General features: G+C 53.0%; 15 protein-coding genes. 12 read left to right on the top strand and 3 right to left on the bottom strand.

The features are described 5' to 3' along the window. Positions 1-21: 21 nt before the first annotated feature. The 5 genes from RSX24_RS02280 (at position 22) to coaD (ending at position 5442) form a co-directional block, all read left to right on the top strand. Positions 22-867, top strand: coding sequence for an ABC transporter ATP-binding protein (locus RSX24_RS02280; RefSeq protein ID WP_343259546.1), 846 nt, complete (start codon positions 22-24; stop codon positions 865-867). Continuing rightward, positions 864-1589: an ABC transporter permease gene (locus tag RSX24_RS02275; protein ID WP_343259545.1), complete on the top strand. Its 726-nt coding sequence runs from the start codon at positions 864-866 to the stop codon at positions 1587-1589. The genes RSX24_RS02280 and RSX24_RS02275 overlap by 4 nt, the downstream gene beginning before the upstream one ends. Positions 1590-1630: 41 nt before the next feature. Then, positions 1631-3919, top strand: coding sequence for a preprotein translocase subunit SecA (locus RSX24_RS02270; protein ID WP_343259544.1), 2289 nt, complete (start codon positions 1631-1633; stop codon positions 3917-3919). A 409-nt stretch (positions 3920-4328) separates the two neighbouring features. Then, complete coding sequence (gene rsmD / locus RSX24_RS02265; RefSeq protein ID WP_236417862.1) at positions 4329-4934, top strand: 16S rRNA (guanine(966)-N(2))-methyltransferase RsmD; 606 nt, start codon at positions 4329-4331, stop codon at positions 4932-4934. Then, positions 4927-5442, top strand: coding sequence for a pantetheine-phosphate adenylyltransferase (gene coaD / locus RSX24_RS02260; protein ID WP_236417856.1), 516 nt, complete (start codon positions 4927-4929; stop codon positions 5440-5442). The genes rsmD and coaD overlap by 8 nt, the downstream gene beginning before the upstream one ends. Here the strand turns inward: coaD and RSX24_RS02255 are convergent. Beyond that, positions 5420-6742 (bottom strand): nucleoside recognition domain-containing protein, encoded by a 1323-nt coding sequence (locus tag RSX24_RS02255; RefSeq protein ID WP_343259543.1) that lies wholly within the window; start codon positions 6740-6742, stop codon positions 5420-5422. The two genes, coaD and RSX24_RS02255, sit on opposite strands and share 23 nt — an antisense overlap. A 208-nt stretch (positions 6743-6950) precedes the next feature. Between RSX24_RS02255 and RSX24_RS02250 the strand changes: the two genes are divergently transcribed. Beyond that, entirely contained in the window at positions 6951-7991 is a 1041-nt protein-coding gene (locus RSX24_RS02250) for a SepM family pheromone-processing serine protease (RefSeq protein WP_236417852.1), read from the top strand. 1104 nt (positions 7992-9095) lie between these two features. Here RSX24_RS02250 and RSX24_RS02245 read toward each other — a convergent pair. Further along, positions 9096-10328 (bottom strand): nucleotidyltransferase, encoded by a 1233-nt coding sequence (locus tag RSX24_RS02245; protein WP_343259542.1) that lies wholly within the window; start codon positions 10326-10328, stop codon positions 9096-9098. A gap of 167 nt (positions 10329-10495) precedes the next feature. After that, positions 10496-11734 (bottom strand): NO-inducible flavohemoprotein, encoded by a 1239-nt coding sequence (gene hmpA, locus RSX24_RS02240; RefSeq protein ID WP_343259541.1) that lies wholly within the window; start codon positions 11732-11734, stop codon positions 10496-10498. A 540-nt stretch (positions 11735-12274) separates the two neighbouring features. On the opposite strand from hmpA, the gene RSX24_RS02235 reads away from it, so the two are divergent. The 6 genes from RSX24_RS02235 (at position 12275) to fabD (ending at position 16921) form a co-directional block, all read left to right on the top strand. Further along, positions 12275-12781 (top strand): YceD family protein, encoded by a 507-nt coding sequence (locus RSX24_RS02235; RefSeq protein WP_236417844.1) that lies wholly within the window; start codon positions 12275-12277, stop codon positions 12779-12781. Between the two features lie 66 nt (positions 12782-12847). After that, a complete protein-coding gene (gene rpmF / locus RSX24_RS02230) occupies positions 12848-13021 on the top strand; it encodes a 50S ribosomal protein L32 (RefSeq protein WP_090923906.1) in 174 nt (57 codons plus the stop codon). Between the two features lie 401 nt (positions 13022-13422). Next, positions 13423-13968, top strand: coding sequence for a transcription factor FapR (gene fapR / locus RSX24_RS02225; protein WP_236418461.1), 546 nt, complete (start codon positions 13423-13425; stop codon positions 13966-13968). Further along, positions 13965-14960 (top strand): phosphate acyltransferase PlsX, encoded by a 996-nt coding sequence (gene plsX, locus RSX24_RS02220; RefSeq protein WP_343259540.1) that lies wholly within the window; start codon positions 13965-13967, stop codon positions 14958-14960. Before fapR ends, plsX begins: the two co-directional genes overlap by 4 nt. Positions 14961-14968: 8 nt before the next feature. Beyond that, positions 14969-15958 carry a beta-ketoacyl-ACP synthase III gene (locus tag RSX24_RS02215; protein WP_343259539.1) on the top strand — a complete coding sequence of 330 codons (990 nt, stop codon included), beginning with the start codon at positions 14969-14971 and terminating at the stop codon, positions 15956-15958. 27 nt (positions 15959-15985) lie between these two features. After that, on the top strand, positions 15986-16921 hold the full coding sequence (gene fabD, locus RSX24_RS02210; RefSeq protein WP_343259538.1) for an ACP S-malonyltransferase: 936 nt from the start codon (positions 15986-15988) through the stop codon (positions 16919-16921). Positions 16922-16940 lie beyond the last annotated feature (19 nt).

Raw genomic sequence — 16940 nt, 5'->3', positions numbered from 1 at the left:
AACGCTAAGGAAGTGGTGTTCATGGACGTGATTCAAGTGGAACATATTCGAAAGAGATTTGGAAATAAGGATGCGTTATCAGACGTGTCCTTTTCCATTCCGAAAGGAGAAATTTTCGGTTTCCTCGGTCCGAGCGGTTCAGGAAAAACGACATTAATCAAGATTTTGACGGCGCAATTACATCCGACAAGCGGACGGGCAAGTGTGTTTAACGAGCCAGCGGAGATGATGCAGCAGTCTGCACAGAAGATGCGCTTTGGCATATTAACGGATAACAGCGGACTGTATGAGAGATTAACGATTGAGGAAAATCTGGAGCTGTATCGTAAGTTATACGATCTTCCTCAATCCTCGGTCGATAAGGTTCTGCAGTTTGTAAACTTAAGCGGAGAGCGCAAGAAGAAAGTCAATCGCTTATCGAAAGGGATGCGCCAACGTGTCATGTTGGCATGCGCGGTGATCCATGAGCCGGAATTGTTATTTTTGGATGAGCCTACCTCCGCTTTGGATCCGGTAAACTCGGCACATATTTATAAAGGCTTACGCAGCTTAAATGAGAAAGGCACAACGATTTTTTTAACCACGCATGATATGGCTGAGGCAGAATGGCTATGCAACCGTGTAGCGATTTTGCATCAAGGACGAATCCAAACCATCGGCTCGCCTAAAGAGCTTAAAAAACAGCATCGGGAAAACGTACTTTGTGTGGACTTAATCAATGGAGAAGCCTACGAGCTGCCGATCGATGAGGGAACGGCTGATCTAATCGCAGACTGGATGAAACAAGGGTTCATAGATCGTTTGGAAACGAAAGAGCCAAATCTGGGTGAGATCTTTATTAAAATGACAGGAAGTGAGCTGCTGTGAGTATCTCATTAAAACGTGCGCGAGCGATATTTGTGAAGGATTACAAAGAGTTTTCACGCAATTATGCGCTCTCCATTATGTTGATTTTCCCTATTATTCTCGCGCTTCTTATCCGTGGTGTAGACTCGTCTTTGCCTTTAGCTTCCGTGGCTGGAACTTTCGCTACCGTTCTTAATCTTTCGTTTGTGTTGCTGACCTGTTTCGCGCAAGCATGCTTGATTGCGGAAGAAAAGGAGCGTAACACTTTACGATCATTAATGATGACTCCAGCCACGGCCCTGGACGTTTTAATCGGTAAAAGCAGTCTGGTCTTTATCATGTCTGCTGTCGTTCTGGCTGTTTCTACGTATATATTCGGCTTTGTGCCAGCTAGTATATGGGCTTTTGCAGTGGCCGTTATTCTTTCGATGATTCTATACATCGCGGCCGGAACGATCTGCGGCTTATTTTCCAAGACACTGCTGGATGCATCGTTATCCATCCTTCCTGTGGCGTTCATATTCACCGGGGCACCATGGGGTGTATTTTTGGCGGATGATTATCCGATCTTCAACGTACTGGAATATGTTCCAAGCAGTCAGCTGGTGCATTTGCTGGGTATAAGCGATACAGGCTTTGCGACGGGAGATGTATTAAAACCCCTCCTTATTATTTTGATATGGACAGTTGCATTAACGATTGTGTCTGTCGTTTTGTATCAACGAAGATTAAAGGATGAGTAGAGTAAATTCGCGTATTTCTACGAAGGAGGGATCCATTTCCGATGAATGCAGCCGTCAAGTTGATGCAAAAGCTCAAAGACCGCGTTACCCGGAACAAGCTGAAGTTCTACCGGGATCAAGTGGAGCTTATCAGGAACCGGAATTTACATGCATGGGACGATGGGCAGCTTCAAGCGGAGTCCCTCCGGCTGCGGAAAGAAGCACAATCGGGCACGCCTTTAGATGAGCTGCTTGTCGCTGCTTATGCGTTAGTGTGCGAGGCGGCGCAGAGAAAGCTCGGATTACAGCCTTACGATGAGCAGATCATGGCTGCCATCGCTCTGCACGAGAGATTTTTGATCGAGCAGCATACCGGCGAAGGAAAAACGCTGTCTGCGGTTATGCCTGCTTATCTAAATGCGTTGACCGGCAAAGGCGTTCATGTGCTGACGTTTAACGATTACTTGGCAAAACGGGATGCGGTGTGGATGGGCCCGATCTATCGTTTCCTCGGGTTAACGGTCAATTCGGTCCAAGCAGGCATGAGCCTGTTCGAGAAACGGGAAGCCTACGCCAAGGATATCACCTATGTTACGGCTAAAGAGTCGGGATTCGATTATTTGCGGGACACGATCGCGCTGAGCGAAGCCGATACCGTACATCGTCCTTTCCACTACGTCATCGTCGATGAGGCGGACTCCCTGCTTCTTGATGAAGCGCGGGTGCCGCTAGTCATTAGCGGCGATTTGGGGGGTTCCGAAAGTGAGGGCATTCTTTTCGCAGAAGTGGCCCGGCAGCTGCAGCCTGCAGAGCATTACGACTTCGACGAGTTCCGGCGGAACGTGTACTTGAATGATGCGGGTGTTGCGAAAGCGGAACTGCTGCTGGGATGCGGTAATTTGTATGATAGCCGTAACAGCCATTTGTTAACGTCATTGAATTGCGCGCTGCATGTGGAGTCGTTACTAAAAAAAGACGTCGATTACATCGTTCGGGACGGTGAAATCGAGCTCATCGAAGAATATACCGGCCGTGTGGCCGAGAACAGGTATTTGCCGGACGGGCTGCACGCCGCGCTTGCCGCCAAAGAAGGGCTGGAGTGGAAAGCTGGCGGGAAAGTTCTCGGGACGATTACCATTCAACACTTCATTAGCCTGTATCCGGGCATTTGCGGCATGACGGCTACAGCGTACGCTTCCGCAATGGAGTTCAAAGATATTTATGCGCTGCGGGTCGTGCAAATTCCGCCGCATCGACCAAACATCCGGATTGACCACCCGCACCGGATTTATACCCATAAAGAAGCCAAATATAAGGCGCTTGTACAAGAAATCACGTCTGTCCATAGGGTGGGACGCCCTATTCTTGTGGGTACATCAAGCGTCGAGGAGTCTGACATGCTGGCCGAGGCGCTGGCGGTTGCCGGCGTGCCATGCCATGTTCTGAATGCGAAAAACGATGCGAAAGAAGCCGAAATCATCGCCAAAGCGGGAGAAATCGGCGCCGTAACGGTGTCTACGAATATGGCGGGACGCGGCGTCGACATTCGGCTCGGCGGCGGCGATCCTGCACAGGCCGAAGTGGTCGCCAAGCTGGGCGGGTTGTACGTGATGGGTACGCATGTGAACGAAAGCGTGCGAATTGACGACCAGCTGCGCGGACGTTCCGGCCGCCAGGGCGACCCGGGAGCTTCCGTATTTTATATAAGCCTGGAAGACGAGTTATTGCTTCGCTTCGGCACCCATAAAGCAGTTCGCGTTCCCAGGCAGGATGAGGCCCTTGAAGATCCGGCGCTCCGCAGCCAAATTACCCATATTCAGCGCGTGATTATGGGCCAGAACTTCGATATCCAGCAGGAACTGAACGCTTATTCGGATATGGTGGAGGATCAGAGGCGAATGTTATACGCGGAGCGGCTCCGCATTTTGAAAGGCGAGCTGCCGATGAGCCCTTCGGAGCAGCGGGTACGGCTTTTTTATATCGACGAGTTCTGGGCCGAGCATCTGGCATTCGTTTCTTACCTTCGCGAAAGCATCCACTTGGAGAGCCTTGCCAGCCGCAATCCAATCGACGAATTTCATGCACAAATCACTCAGGCTTACGAGCAAATTCCGGCTAAAATCAATCAGGAGTCTGCGAATATGCTTCGCAGGCTCGCAGGTTCAAATGATCCGGCGGAATGGGAAAAGCTCGGGCTAAAAAGCCCTGCCTCTACCCGAACCTATATGATCAACGATCAATACATCCAGAATAAGCGCAGCTCATGGACCGGAACGACTGTATTCGCGTATTTGGGCCGCAAGATTTTGAGGCTTGTACTATGGCCGGTATACAGGCTGTCGAAATATTGATGGACGGTAAAAATCGAAAAAAGCCGATTTTACGTTATCGTCAACAATTCGTCAGCAACTCGGCATTGTACAGGAATTCAGCAATAAAGAAAAACGGGAAAACCCTTGTCATATAAAGAGTTTACATAAACAAATTCGGGCGCCCCTTTCGGGACGCCCTTTCATGGGAGAGGAGAAACCGGACGAAGAGCTTATGGGGAAACGTAAGTCTTCTCCGCGGTTGTCTACGACACTTTTGATGTCGATAATTATAGAATGGCCGGAACAGGGACACTTTATACATGCATTGCCAAAAAGAGTTTCACTTTTTTGCCTGTCAGGAAGACAGGCCTTTTATTTTTCAAACCGTTCCCGAGTGTGGTACGATAGCTTTATCATTAAACTTACATAGAGAAAAGGTGACTCGTCAGTGAGAGTGGTATCGGGAAGTGCCAAAGGAAGGCCGTTGAAGGCTGTTCCCGGCACGGGAACGCGACCGACGACCGACAAGGTGAAGGAAGCGTTGTTTAGCATGATTGGACCTTATTTTGATGGAGGTACAGCGTTGGATCTGTTTGCGGGCAGTGGGGGTCTCGGCATCGAGGCGCTGAGCCGCGGCGTGGACAAGGCTGTTTTTGTTGATTTGGAACCGAAGAGCATTGAAACGATTCGCGCCAATCTAAAGGCAACCAAACTGGAGGATCAAGCCGCCGTATACCGTAATGATGCGGGGCGTGCACTCAAAGCGCTGGCAAAGCGCGGCACGCGGTTTGATCTCGTATTCCTGGATCCGCCTTACCGCATGAAAAACGGGGACGAGCTGATGCAAACGATGCATGATCTGGAGCTGCTGGAGCCGGAAGCGACGATTGTGCTCGAATACGAATCCAAGTATGAATATCCGGAGCAGTTCGGCCCGTTTGAACAGACGCGCAAATCGGTTTACGGCGAAACGGCGGTTTCCATCTACCGTTATGAGCCGAACGAGGCGGAAACGAAAGAGGACATCACAGAGGAGGCACAACCTCATGACTAACGCGAAAACAAATGGCGAACGGATTGCGGTATATCCCGGGAGCTTCGATCCCGTGACGATGGGACATCTCGATATTATCGAGCGGGCTTCCAAGCAGTTTGATCGCGTCATTGTGGCCGTTCTGAACAATATGAGCAAAAATCCGCTTTTCACCGTTGAAGAGCGCACGGATCTGATCGCGGAAGTTACGGCTCATTTACCCAATGTGGAGGTGGATACGTTCCGTGACCTGACGGCAAATTATGTGCGGGAAAAGAATGCCCAGGCCATCGTTCGCGGCGTGCGCTCGGTGACCGATTTCGAATACGAACTGCAGATCGCTTCCACGAACCGCAAATTGAACCCGGACGCGGAAACGATTTTTATGATGACGAATCCCAAATATTCGTACTTAAGCTCCAGCATCGTCAAGGAAATCGCCCATTACGAAGGGGATGTGACTGACCTTGTATCGCCGGAAGTGGAGATCGCGCTGCGACGCAAAATCAGGGAGAAACGCGGCGATTGATCCACAGGAGCAGTCCTGACAGGACGGCCATAGCGAGCAGTAAAGCAGACCAAATGACAAGTGCCGCCGGAACAGCATGCCACAAGGTGTAAGTTCCGTCGGCGTAATGCCGGAACAGGGAATATCCTTGGGACCAGTCCATGCCATCGGCATTTGCATAAGGGTGGAAGGTTGCTTGCGCTCCCGGGAAGTATCGGGCAAACGGCGTCCATAGCAGCACTGCAGCTCCAAAAGCAATGAGCCCATGAAGGACGCGGGCTGCCGCAAAACGGAACAGGTGGCCTTTCGTCATGGAAATGGATTTCAATGCTGCGAATACCTGCAGGTGAGAACAAAGCCCTCCCCAGCCGAGAACGGCAGCGGTCAAGGCAATGAGCACGACTTGATCCAGATGGGATTTGCTTAAATGGTATGCGCCCAGGTGCATCTCAAGAAAAGCGGGCCACATCGCGACCGGGGAGCCGGGCGTCAGGAACAAGCCGAGCAGGCGGATCAGAACAGCAAAAACAATGATGTAACCTCCCGTCATCATCAAGGTTTGCACTGCCTGAGATACGGTATCGCCAAGCAGTTTGCCGAATGAACGGCCGTCGAGAAGGTGCGCCTCCCGGGCTGCATTCAGCATTCGGCGAAGGAGGTTTCTTGGTGGATGGAGGGAGCTTGGGGCAGTCTGAGAGGCTGTCCTGTTTTTGGACCCGATCGGTCCTTTATGGCTGTGCTGCGGCGGCGTTGTCTGTGGAGACGATGCTTCCTGACTGGTCGCCATCGGAGTTAATCGGCTTAAGAGGATGGCCGTGATCCAGGCGCTAAACCAGTGGACGAGCAGCAGAAAATATCCGGCAGCCGGCTGCTGAAGAAATACGGCTCCGATCACCAATACAATGACCATCGGATTGGCGAAATGGGCGAATGACGCAAGCGCTGCGGCCTGCCTGTCGGTTAATTTTCCCTCTTCCGCAAGCCTTGCCGTCATATCTGCGCCTGCCGGGAATCCGCCGATCATGCCAAAGGCAAAAACAAGACCGGCCTGACCGGGGAGACGAAAGCATGTTTTCATCAACGGCTCGAACAGTACGCCAAGGGCAGCGGTAAAACCGAAGGCATGCAGCATTTGAGATAACATCAGGAACGGCAGCATGGAGGGGAAAATCAGTTTCCACCAAATGTCCAGTCCCTGAATGGAAGCGTCGAAGGCTTGTTTGGGCGAGAGGACAACGGCGACAACCAGCAATAAAGCACCTGTGCTCATAAGTATGGTACGTAATGGGCCGGATCGGGCGGCCTGGGTCTGCATTATCATCGGTTCACCTCAATATGATAATAGGCGTTTGCTTTCAAACGCGTTTGCTTCCGGGGTGGACGGCCGAATGGCGTCCGCAGACGATTCGGCCTTGACCGGACAGGCGGCAAAGAAAGGGCGGCCTACCCGGCCTGTACCATTGTATGCCCGAGCATGAGGGTGTTAGACTAATAAATATCGTAGGAAACGTTAAGAACGGGGGGGTGCAATGAATCGGATTCGGAAATCGGGCGGGTTCAGAGTTTCGATCTTCGTGATCGTGGTCGCTCTGATCGTTTACGTAACGGTGTACATGCCGACGCCGTACATCATTTACATGCCCGGCAGCGCGGATGAGGTCAAACCTATGGTCACCGTGAAGGATGGGGACAGCGAAGAACGCGGGACATTTATGATGACGACGGTATCGGCCACGTATGCCAACGTGTTTTTACTCGGCGCCTCGTTGTTTAACAAAAATGCCGAGATCGATAAGAAAGAGGATCGGTTGCGGGGCAAAACGGAGGCCGAATATTCGGCGGAGCAAGTATGGTTCATGAGCGATTCGCAGTCTTCTGCCATGGAAGCCGCGTACGAGAAGGCAGGAATCAAATATGCCATCGTACCGGAGCATATATTTGTGTTCGGTTTATCGGAAGATCCAAAACCGCAGGGGGACATCGCGCCGGGAGACATCATCTTGGGTGTAAACGGAACGGCGACCCCGGACAACACGGTGCTCTCGGCTCAACTCAAAAACCTGAAGGTCGGTGACACGGTTGAAATGCAGTTGGAACGGGGCGGCGAGACGATTAGCCGGGACGTGAAGCTGGTGGAAGTAAAGGACAGCAAAACCGGGGAAACCCGGCCAGGGCTCGGCGTGATGATCGGCACCGTGCAAAAGGTCAAACCGGAAGATTCCAGCAAACAAATCACGTTTACGGATACCCGGGTGGGCGGTCCATCCGCTGGTTTGATGTTTACGCTGGAAATTTATAACCAGTTGACGCAAGGGGACCTCACCCATGGACACCGGATTGCCGGGACGGGTACGATCACGAAGGACGGCGTTGTCGGCCCGATCGGCGGGGTCGTGCACAAAATCGTGGCCGCCGACCGGAAAAATGCGGAGGTTTTCTTTGTCCCGCAGGACAATTATAAGGATGCTGCGGCCAAAGCCGAGCAGATTGGCAGCAAAATGAAAATCGTTCCCGTGAGCACGGTAGACGATGCATTGGCTTATTTGAAGACATTGACCGTGAAATCGTAAAATCATGTTCGGCAGATGGACAGTTTTTCGGGAAAATAACCTGATTAGGCTAATTTCACTTCGATAGATCATTTGGGTGTATTCCCGTTTCAGCAAAAAGAGCGATCAAGGAGCAGGCTGCTGCCTGACCTGGTCGCTCTTTTTGGTTTTCCAAGGTGCCAAGGGACGCGAAACTGCGTTAAAAGAGGGGACATGCCGGGCTGAGATCGAGGATGGCCTGGGACGATTTACGGCACAGAGCAAGTTAGACAAGCGTCTGAACGCAGCGGAATGGTTCATGCATTACGGCAGGCAGCCTTTACTGTGCGCAGGTAGGACGAAATATCCCCTCCTCAGAGACCTTATCTGCCTCGTTTGGCATATTGTGCGCCGATTTCTGCCCTGGAATTTAGTATGATGCGCTGGAGGTCGATGGCGTTATTCATTTCTAACGAACCCTAGGCACGTTATCGGGAGCTGATCGTGGGTTGCAATCTGTAACGAACTTCAGGCACGCTAAACGTGACGAAATGAGCTGGAATGCAGCTAAAATGCGGAAATAAGGTGCGTCAGGTTCGTAAGCCACAGAATTACGCGAAATATGGCGAAATAAGGTGTGTTTGGTTCGTAAGAGCTCGGGATGACTGATAACGAATAACGAATGACGAATGACTATATAGATTGAACCGGAAATTTACACGATAACGAAGAGGGCAGAAAGAATCTGGAGAAGCGAAGCGGTCTAAAAGCTTTCTGAAAGAAAGCTGCTTCGGAAGCATAGGCTTATCACCGGATTTTCCCCTTGAACAAGGGGATCAAAGAAATCTGGGGATAACAGCGATCGGAAGATGGTTCTGACCGCGTAGTGTCTCTGTGTAAAAATCATTGGTTCAACCTATATAATAACCAATGACTAGTGTCCAAAACTGAAAATGATCAAATGGCTGATGGGGCAGTAAGCAAGTGATCAAATGGCTAATGGACCACGAAGTAAGTAAGTGGACCATGACCAAGCGGCAATGGTATCAAAGACCCAATGAAGGCCCGCAATCATACGAATGACCGCGAGCCTTTTTGTCATTGCAGCTCAAATAGAAGCAATTATGTTTGGGATTTCATGATGGATTACAGCCTTACCGGAGGCTCGAAAAAATCGCTGAACATCATGCGGGAGCTTGTCTGTTCATATGCAAGGGCATATGCTGCCTGTGCTTGGATATCCATTTCCAGGTGAGGGTGCGTGAAGCCGGAAGGTTTCATGACCACAGGCAAGGAGGCCGTTTTTTTCATTTGTTTTAATAACGTTTGGCCAGTGGCATTGAAACCGAGCACGCGCAGATAACCCGGACCTTCGGATAACGACATGGGCGACAGCTCTTCCTTGCCGTGATTGAGCAGCACATGGGTAAGCATGCGCTGCAGCTTGGTGCGCGTATAACGTTTGGTTTTGAGGGCGGCCAGCAGCGCTTCGACGCTGGGATCCGGCAGTTGGGCCAGGGCACGGCCCAACCGGTGTTCGAGGCCTTCCGTGACCTCGGCGATGCGCGCCAGCTCGGAGGCACGGCGCGTGGCCGCGATGTGCAGCAGCGGCCGCGCCAGGCGCTCCCAATGCACGGGAGCGCGCCCTTCCTGCCATTCGCGCCGCAGAATGGCAAGCGAAGCCGCCGGCACGTACGGCGCGGCGGCTTCGGGCCCGTCCGCCAGCAGCAGGCGGCGGACGGCCGTGGCACTGGCGATCGCCCCCGGTCCGGGCGTCGCCTCGTGGTAGGCGGCACCGGTACGCGCCGCCGTCAAAGGCGTGATCGCGCTGCCCAGCCGCTGCAGCGCGATCAGGTAGTGCAGCCCAAGCGAATTGTTGGGCTGCCCGAGCAGTGCGGCGGCGGCATCCGCCTCGACGCCCCTGGGCGCCAGCGCTGCCGCCGCGCCTGCGTACGCGGCGGGGTAGCTGGCGCCTTCCCGCAGGCGGCGCGCGATGTCCTCGCGCAGCCCTGCGGGCTCCACAGCCAGCACGCGCGCGATGCGCTGCAGGCTGTCCAGGTCGCCGGACTCGCTGCCAAAGCAGAGCGAGTCCACCACCCCGGTGCGGTCCAGCAAGGACACCGCACCGAAGGCAAACCATTCCGCCGGCTGCACCGCATACGCCACCGGCAATTCAAACACAAGATCGGCGCCTGCGTGCAGCGCCATCTCGGTGCGCGCCCTTTTGCCCACGATCGCGGGTTCCCCGCGTTGAAGGAAAGGGCCGCTCATGACGGCCACCACGGCGTCCGCTCCGCTCAGCCGCCGGGCCTCTTCAAGATGATAAACATGCCCGTTATGCAGCGGGTTGTATTCCACAATGACGCCAACAACCTTCATAGGTTCCCGTGCTCCTTTCTCTGTTTCGGTTGGCTGAACACATATCTTGTTCAATAATAGGGCAATGCCCATGCATGTTCAAATCGGAAGATGCGCAAATGGCAAAAAAGACACGCTCCCGACATCGTTTTCGATGCAGGGCGTGTCTTGTCAGACGTGGCTGAGGGTTATCTGCTCTCTGCTGCAGCTGAGACCAGACTTGCCTTTGGTCCAAAGAATTCGTAATGAATGCGGTCTTCCGCAACTCCCAATTCGCGTAGTGCCTGATACGTATCGCGCATGAACGAGACAGGTCCGCACATGTAAACCGAAGCATCCGATTCAGGAAGGATCGATTTCAGCCAAGCAGCGTCCAGATGACCTTCCTTTTGGAAACGAAGCTGTTCCTTGTCCGTGGACGATGGCTGTGTATAACAGTAGTGTGCTTGAACGTTGGCGTGGGTATCGGCTAAGGTGTCCACATGTTCCCGAAAAGCGTGCAGCTGGCCATGGCGGGCCGCGTGTACAAAAGTAACGGATGCATTGCCGTCCGCTTGCACCAGTGCATTCAACATGCTGACCATCGGCGTAAGTCCGACACCGGCGCTGAGCAGCACGACAGGCCGCGGGTCTGCCAGGTCGAGCGTGAAGTCCCCGGCTGGCGCAGAAACTTCGACGAGACTGCCCTCGTCAAGGTCATCGTGCAGATGGTTCGAGATGACGCCGTCAGGCCGTTCCGAAGTGCCCTGCTCCCGTTTGACGGAAATGCGGTAATACGGTTTGCCGGGTGCATCCGAAAGGCTGTATTGGCGAATATGCGTATTGGATTGCCCCGGCGGGGTCAGTTTTACGCTGATGTACTGTCCGGGAACAAATGCAGCGATGGCAGATCCATCCTCCGGAACGAGATAAAATGAAGTGATCAGGTCGCTCTCCGGCACCTTTTTCGCGACGCGGAACGAGCGGAATCCTTGCCATCCGCCAGGCTGGCTTGCAGCTTCGGCATACATCTCCCGTTCAATGCCGATGAATGCATCGGCAATGACGCCGTAGGCATCCGCCCAAGCGGAGAGAATTTCATCCGTCGCGGCATCGCCGAGCACGTCTTTAATCGCCTGCAGCAGGAATTTGCCCACAATGGCGTATTGTTCCGGAGTGATGCCCAGACTGCGGTGTTTGTGCGCGACTTGGCGAACGGCCGGCAGGATCGAGGGCAGGTTATCGATATGTTTGGCGGCGGCGTAGACCATGTTGGCAAGCGCGGCTTGCTGACGCCCCTGCTTCTGGTTGGCATGGTTGAATACGTTCAGCAGCTCGGGATGGGCGGCGAACATCGTTTGATAGAAATGGCGCGTAATGGCTTCGCCGTGGACTTCGAGCACGGGAACCGTGGATTTGATGACGTTGATCGTATGATTGCTTAACATGGGCAATACCTCCTGGCAAAGGGTTGAATATCACTACATCTCTTGGCGGTACGCATCAGTGCCGCTGGTGTAACGCAAGTATAGTTTTCAAATAAAGGCGTCTGTGTGATCTAAATCACACTTATCATTAACGATCTGTGACCAAATGGATATTCCTATAGAAGAAACAGATGTGTTCGGCATATTCGATACCGTTTGCAACCTAAGCCCAAAACGATATAATAGATCAGGCGTGACGGACATCATCGCGAAAATGTTTCGTGACGTTTGTCTGCAAGGATGTCTTTGGGCGGCATTGGAGGACATCGTCGGGGAAAGCCTGTTTTCAAGAAGGGTGTAAAGTTAAAAGTGTTGACAAACGTCTCGGGAAATCGGTATAATGATTTTTGTTTGTTAAGTCCATTTCATTATGGTTTTCCGGACACATGGTCAGAATACATACAGTAGGGACCGGGAGCGCATGGTGCGCGGGTCCATTCTGTAAATTTGGCAGCTAGTGACTTAGGTTCATAATGAAATTGGTCGTCTGGAGTGATGGTAATGTTAGTGTCGTTTCGCAAAGCGGCAACCAGCGGCAGACCTTTAAGCTTTAATGAGCAGTGGGATGTCACACAACTGGTTTCTGACCGAAAAGATATCACAGCCGTTACCCCGCTGACTGCGGATTTGTCCGTTCAGCCAGAATCGGGGGGCGTGGTGGATGTTCAAGGCACGTTGACGGCAGGAGTGGACATGTTGTGCTCCCGTTGTCTCAAGCCGGTTAACGAACATCTTCATATTGATTTTCATGAGCAATTCAAGCAGGGAGACCAGCCGGAGGACATGGAGGAAGACGATGATATCATCTATGTGGATGAGGATCAATTCGACCTGAAACTGTACGCCGAAGAGGCTTTTCTGCTGAACCTGCCGTTTATACCGCTATGCAGCGATACATGCAAAGGGCTCTGCCCAACGTGTGGCCATGAGCTGAACGAAGGGGATTGCGGCTGCGATAACGAAGTTATCGACCCGCGACTTGCAGGGCTCAAAGATTTTTTCAAATGAGCATCAATGAAAATCGAAAAGTTTGAACTGCCTGTAAAGGTTGATTTTGATAAGGAGGTGGGAATAATGGCAGTACCTCAACGGAGAACGTCCAAGACACGTCGCGACAAACGTCGTACTCACTTTAAATTGGCTGTGCCGGGCATGGTGAAATGTGAACAATGCGGCGAATTGAAGCTTGCTCACCACGTGTGCAAAGTGTGCGGAACGTACAAAGCAAGAGAGATCATCTCTCAATAATAGCAACAACCGGGTAGTATCTCATTTCGGTGAGGTACTACTTTTTTGTTTTCGTCGTAGCGAAAGTGATAGAATGGATACAGTGGACGGTGAATCGGGCCGGAAGTCCCATTGGCAAGCGGATTTAAGATGTGCATCTTTCTTTTTGGCGGCGTATGATATATACTATAGTTTAGTACCAGGTTCTAAGATTTGACGTTACATAGATACGAAAGCGACAAAGCTGCCTTTAGCGTAGGCGGCGATGAATTCAAATATAGCAACGAACAACGAACATTGGAGTGGCAGGATACACCTGAATGGCCTGCTTCGGTACGGCCGGTTTCAGGTACAGATTTCAGCAGGGGGTGTCAGACATCGAACGTTTACCCAAAAAGCAGAGGCAGCAGCAGTTAACCAAAATGATCGAAGACAACCCGTTTGTAACGGATCAAGAGCTAACGCGCCAATTAAAGGTGAGCATCCAGACGATTCGTCTCGACAGGCTTGAGCTCGGAATACCCGAGCTGCGCGAACGGATGAAGCTGATGGCCGAGCTTTCCTATGACCAGGTGCGTTCCCTTCCGCTGCACGAGATCATTGGTGACATCGTGGACCTGCAATTGGATAAAAGCGGCATTTCCCTGTTTGAGATCCGGGAAGAACACGTATTTTCGCGGACAGGCATTGCGCGCGGGCACTATGTGTTCGCGCAGGCCAATTCCCTTGCGGTCGCGGTCATCAATGACGAGATTGCTTTGACGGCTTCGGCGGACATACGCTTTGTGCGCTCCGTTCATTTGGGCGAAAAGTGCATTGCCAAGGCTTACGTAAGATCGATCCCTGGGCAGAAAGGGAAAGCTAAGGTCGAAGTGTTCACGTATGTTGGCGAAGAGATGGTGTTCCAGGGCAATTTTGTGATCTACCGTTCGGGTGGAGAAGATACGGAAGGAGAGGCTTCGAAATGAGAATCGTGATTGATGCCATGGGGGGCGACAACGCCCCTGCGGCAACCGTGGAAGGCGCGTTGTCCGCTGCCGCGGAATGGCCTGACGCACAGATCGTATTGGTCGGCGACGAAGGCAGGCTGGAGCCGATCCTGAGCAAGGCAGCGACGAAACCTGCGAATTTGTCTGTGCGGCACGCATCCGAAGTGATCGGTTCGGACGACGAACCGGTCAAGGCGGTCCGTCGCAAAAAAGACGCTTCCATGGTCGTTGCCGGCCGCATGCTGAAGGAAGGCGAAGCAGACGCCATGATTTCGGCCGGCAATACCGGCGCGCTCATGACGACGGGGTTGTTGGTTGTAGGCCGCATGGAGGGCATTGAACGTCCCGCGCTTGCGCCGATGATTCCGACGATCGACGATGTCGGCGTGCTTGCGCTGGATTTGGGAGCCAATATGGATGCCAAACCGGAGCATCTTGCCCAGTATGCGCTCATGGGGAGCTTGTACCGCCAGAAAGTTCAGGGCATCGACTCGCCGCGAGTGGGCCTGCTTAATGTCGGCACGGAAGAAGGGAAAGGTAACGAGTTGACCAAAAACGCGTATCCTTTGCTGGAGCAACTGCCGATTCGTTTCGTAGGCAACGTGGAAGCGCGCGATGTGCTGACGGCTGAGTGCGACGTGCTTGTGTGCGACGGTTTCGCCGGCAACATTTTGCTGAAATCGATGGAAGGTACGGCTGGAGCGATCTTTTCACTGCTCAAAGAGCAGTTTTCATCTTCTTTAAAAAGCAAGCTCGCCGCTGCCGTGTTAATGCCTGAACTGCGCGGGCTGAAACGCAAACTGGATTACACGGAGCACGGGGGCGCGCCGCTGCTTGGCCTGAGCAAACTCGTTGTGAAGAGCCATGGGTCGGCGGATGGCAATGCGATCAAAAACGCGGTGCGTCAGGCGAGAATCGCCATTCAGAATCAACTGGTGGAGAGCATATCCAAGGAAATTAGCGGGAAGTGAGTGAAGACATGAATAATTTGCGCCCGGTAGGGGTTGTTGGAACTGGTAAATATGTCCCTGAGAAAATTTTGACGAATAGCGATTTGGAAAAAATGGTGGATACCAACGACGAGTGGATCGTCAGCCGCACGGGCATCCGTGAGCGCCATATTGCGGCGCCGGACCAGGCGACTTCGGATCTGGCCTATGAAGCCGCCGTCAAAGCGCTTGAAACAGCCGGCATGACAGGCGGCGATTTGGACCTGATCATCGTGGCCACCATCACGCCGGATTCCGCATTCCCGTCGACGGCTTGCATCCTGCAGGATAAGCTCGGTGCCAAAGGCGCGGCAGCGTTCGATCTGTCTGCGGCTTGCTCCGGCTTTGTGTACGGGCTGGCAACAGCGACGAGTTTCATTCAAAGCGGCATGTACAACAATGCCCTTGTGATCGGTGCCGATACGCTTTCCCGCATCACGGATTATACGGACCGCAACACCTGCGTGCTCTTTGGAGACGGAGCTGGAGCCGTTATTCTGGGTGAGGTTCCGGAAGGCCGCGGCTTCAAATCGTTCGATCTCGGAGCCGAAGGTGCCGGAGGCGGTTTGTTGAAATTAGAAGGCGGCGGCTCGCGTTTGCCTGCATCTGCCGAGACGATCGAAAACAAACAGCATTACATTTACATGAACGGGCGCGAGGTGTTCAAATTTGCGGTGCGCGTCATGGGGACGGCAACCGTTGACGTGCTTGAGAAAGCGGGCCTGGATCGCACAGATGTCGATCTGTTCGTTCCGCATCAGGCCAACATCCGCATTATTCAATCCGCGATGCAGCGGCTCGAGCTGCCGGAAGAGAAGGTTGTCGTCAACGTGGACAAATATGCCAACACTTCGGCTGCGTCGATCCCGCTTGCCCTCGTGGAAGCAGCGGAAGAAGGCCGCATGAAGGAAGGCGACACGGTGCTGATGGTCGGCTTCGGCGGCGGTTTGACTTGGGGTGCGTCCGTACTCGTTTGGTAAAATTACAAGCTGGGAGAGAAGAATCAGATGGGTAAAATAGCATTTGTATTTCCCGGACAGGGATCACAGGCAGTCGGGATGGCAAAGGACGCTCATGATCACGTGCCTGCATCCGCGAACATTTTCCGTACAGCGGACGAGACGCTTGGCTTTTCGCTGAGTTCATTGATTTTTGAAGGTCCGGATACCGAGCTGAAACAGACATCGAATACACAGCCGGCTCTGTTGACGGCAAGCATTGCCTTGCTTGAGGCTTTCAAAGAAAAAGGGATCGAGCCTGACTACGTGGCTGGACACAGTCTTGGCGAATACAGCGCATTGGTTGCAGCCGATGTACTGACTTTCGCGGATGCCGTGAGCATTGTGCGTGCGCGCGGCCAGTATATGGAACAAGCTGTACCTGGAGGTCAAGGAGCGATGGCAGCCGTGCTGGGTGCGGATCGGGAAGCGCTGGGGGTGCTTTGCCGGGACGTATCGGTTGGTGGTCATGCCGTGGAACTCGCAAATATGAACTGTCCGGGCCAGATTGTCATCTCGGGCGTGAAGGAAGGCGTTGCTGCCGTCGCTGAACGGGTGAAAGAAGCTGGCGGCAAACGCGCCATTACGTTGGAGGTTAGCGGTCCGTTCCATTCCTCGTTGATGAAGGAAGCTGCTAATAAACTGGCAGATAAACTGAGTGGCGTTACATTTTCTCCGGCGCGTGTGCCTGTCGTGGCCAATGTAACGGCAAGACCTGCCGAAGACGGTAAAATCCCGCAATTGTTGACGGAACAGGTCTATTCTCCCGTATTATGGGAAGACAGTGTGACATGGCTGATCGAACAAGGCGTCGATACTTTTGTGGAAATCGGTTCAGGCAGCGTGCTGACAGGTTTGATTAAAAAGACAGATAAAACCGTCAGCCTCTACAACGTGAACAGCCTTGAAACGCTGGAAGCAACCGCGGCTGCGCTGCAATCCTGAGCCGATCGGATACTCTGGG

Source organism: Paenibacillus hubeiensis (assembly GCF_032334105.1).
GTDB lineage: Bacteria > Bacillota > Bacilli > Paenibacillales > Paenibacillaceae > Paenibacillus > Paenibacillus hubeiensis.
Note: the sequence above shows the minus strand (reverse complement) of the source record. Positions and strands in the feature narration are given on the sequence as shown.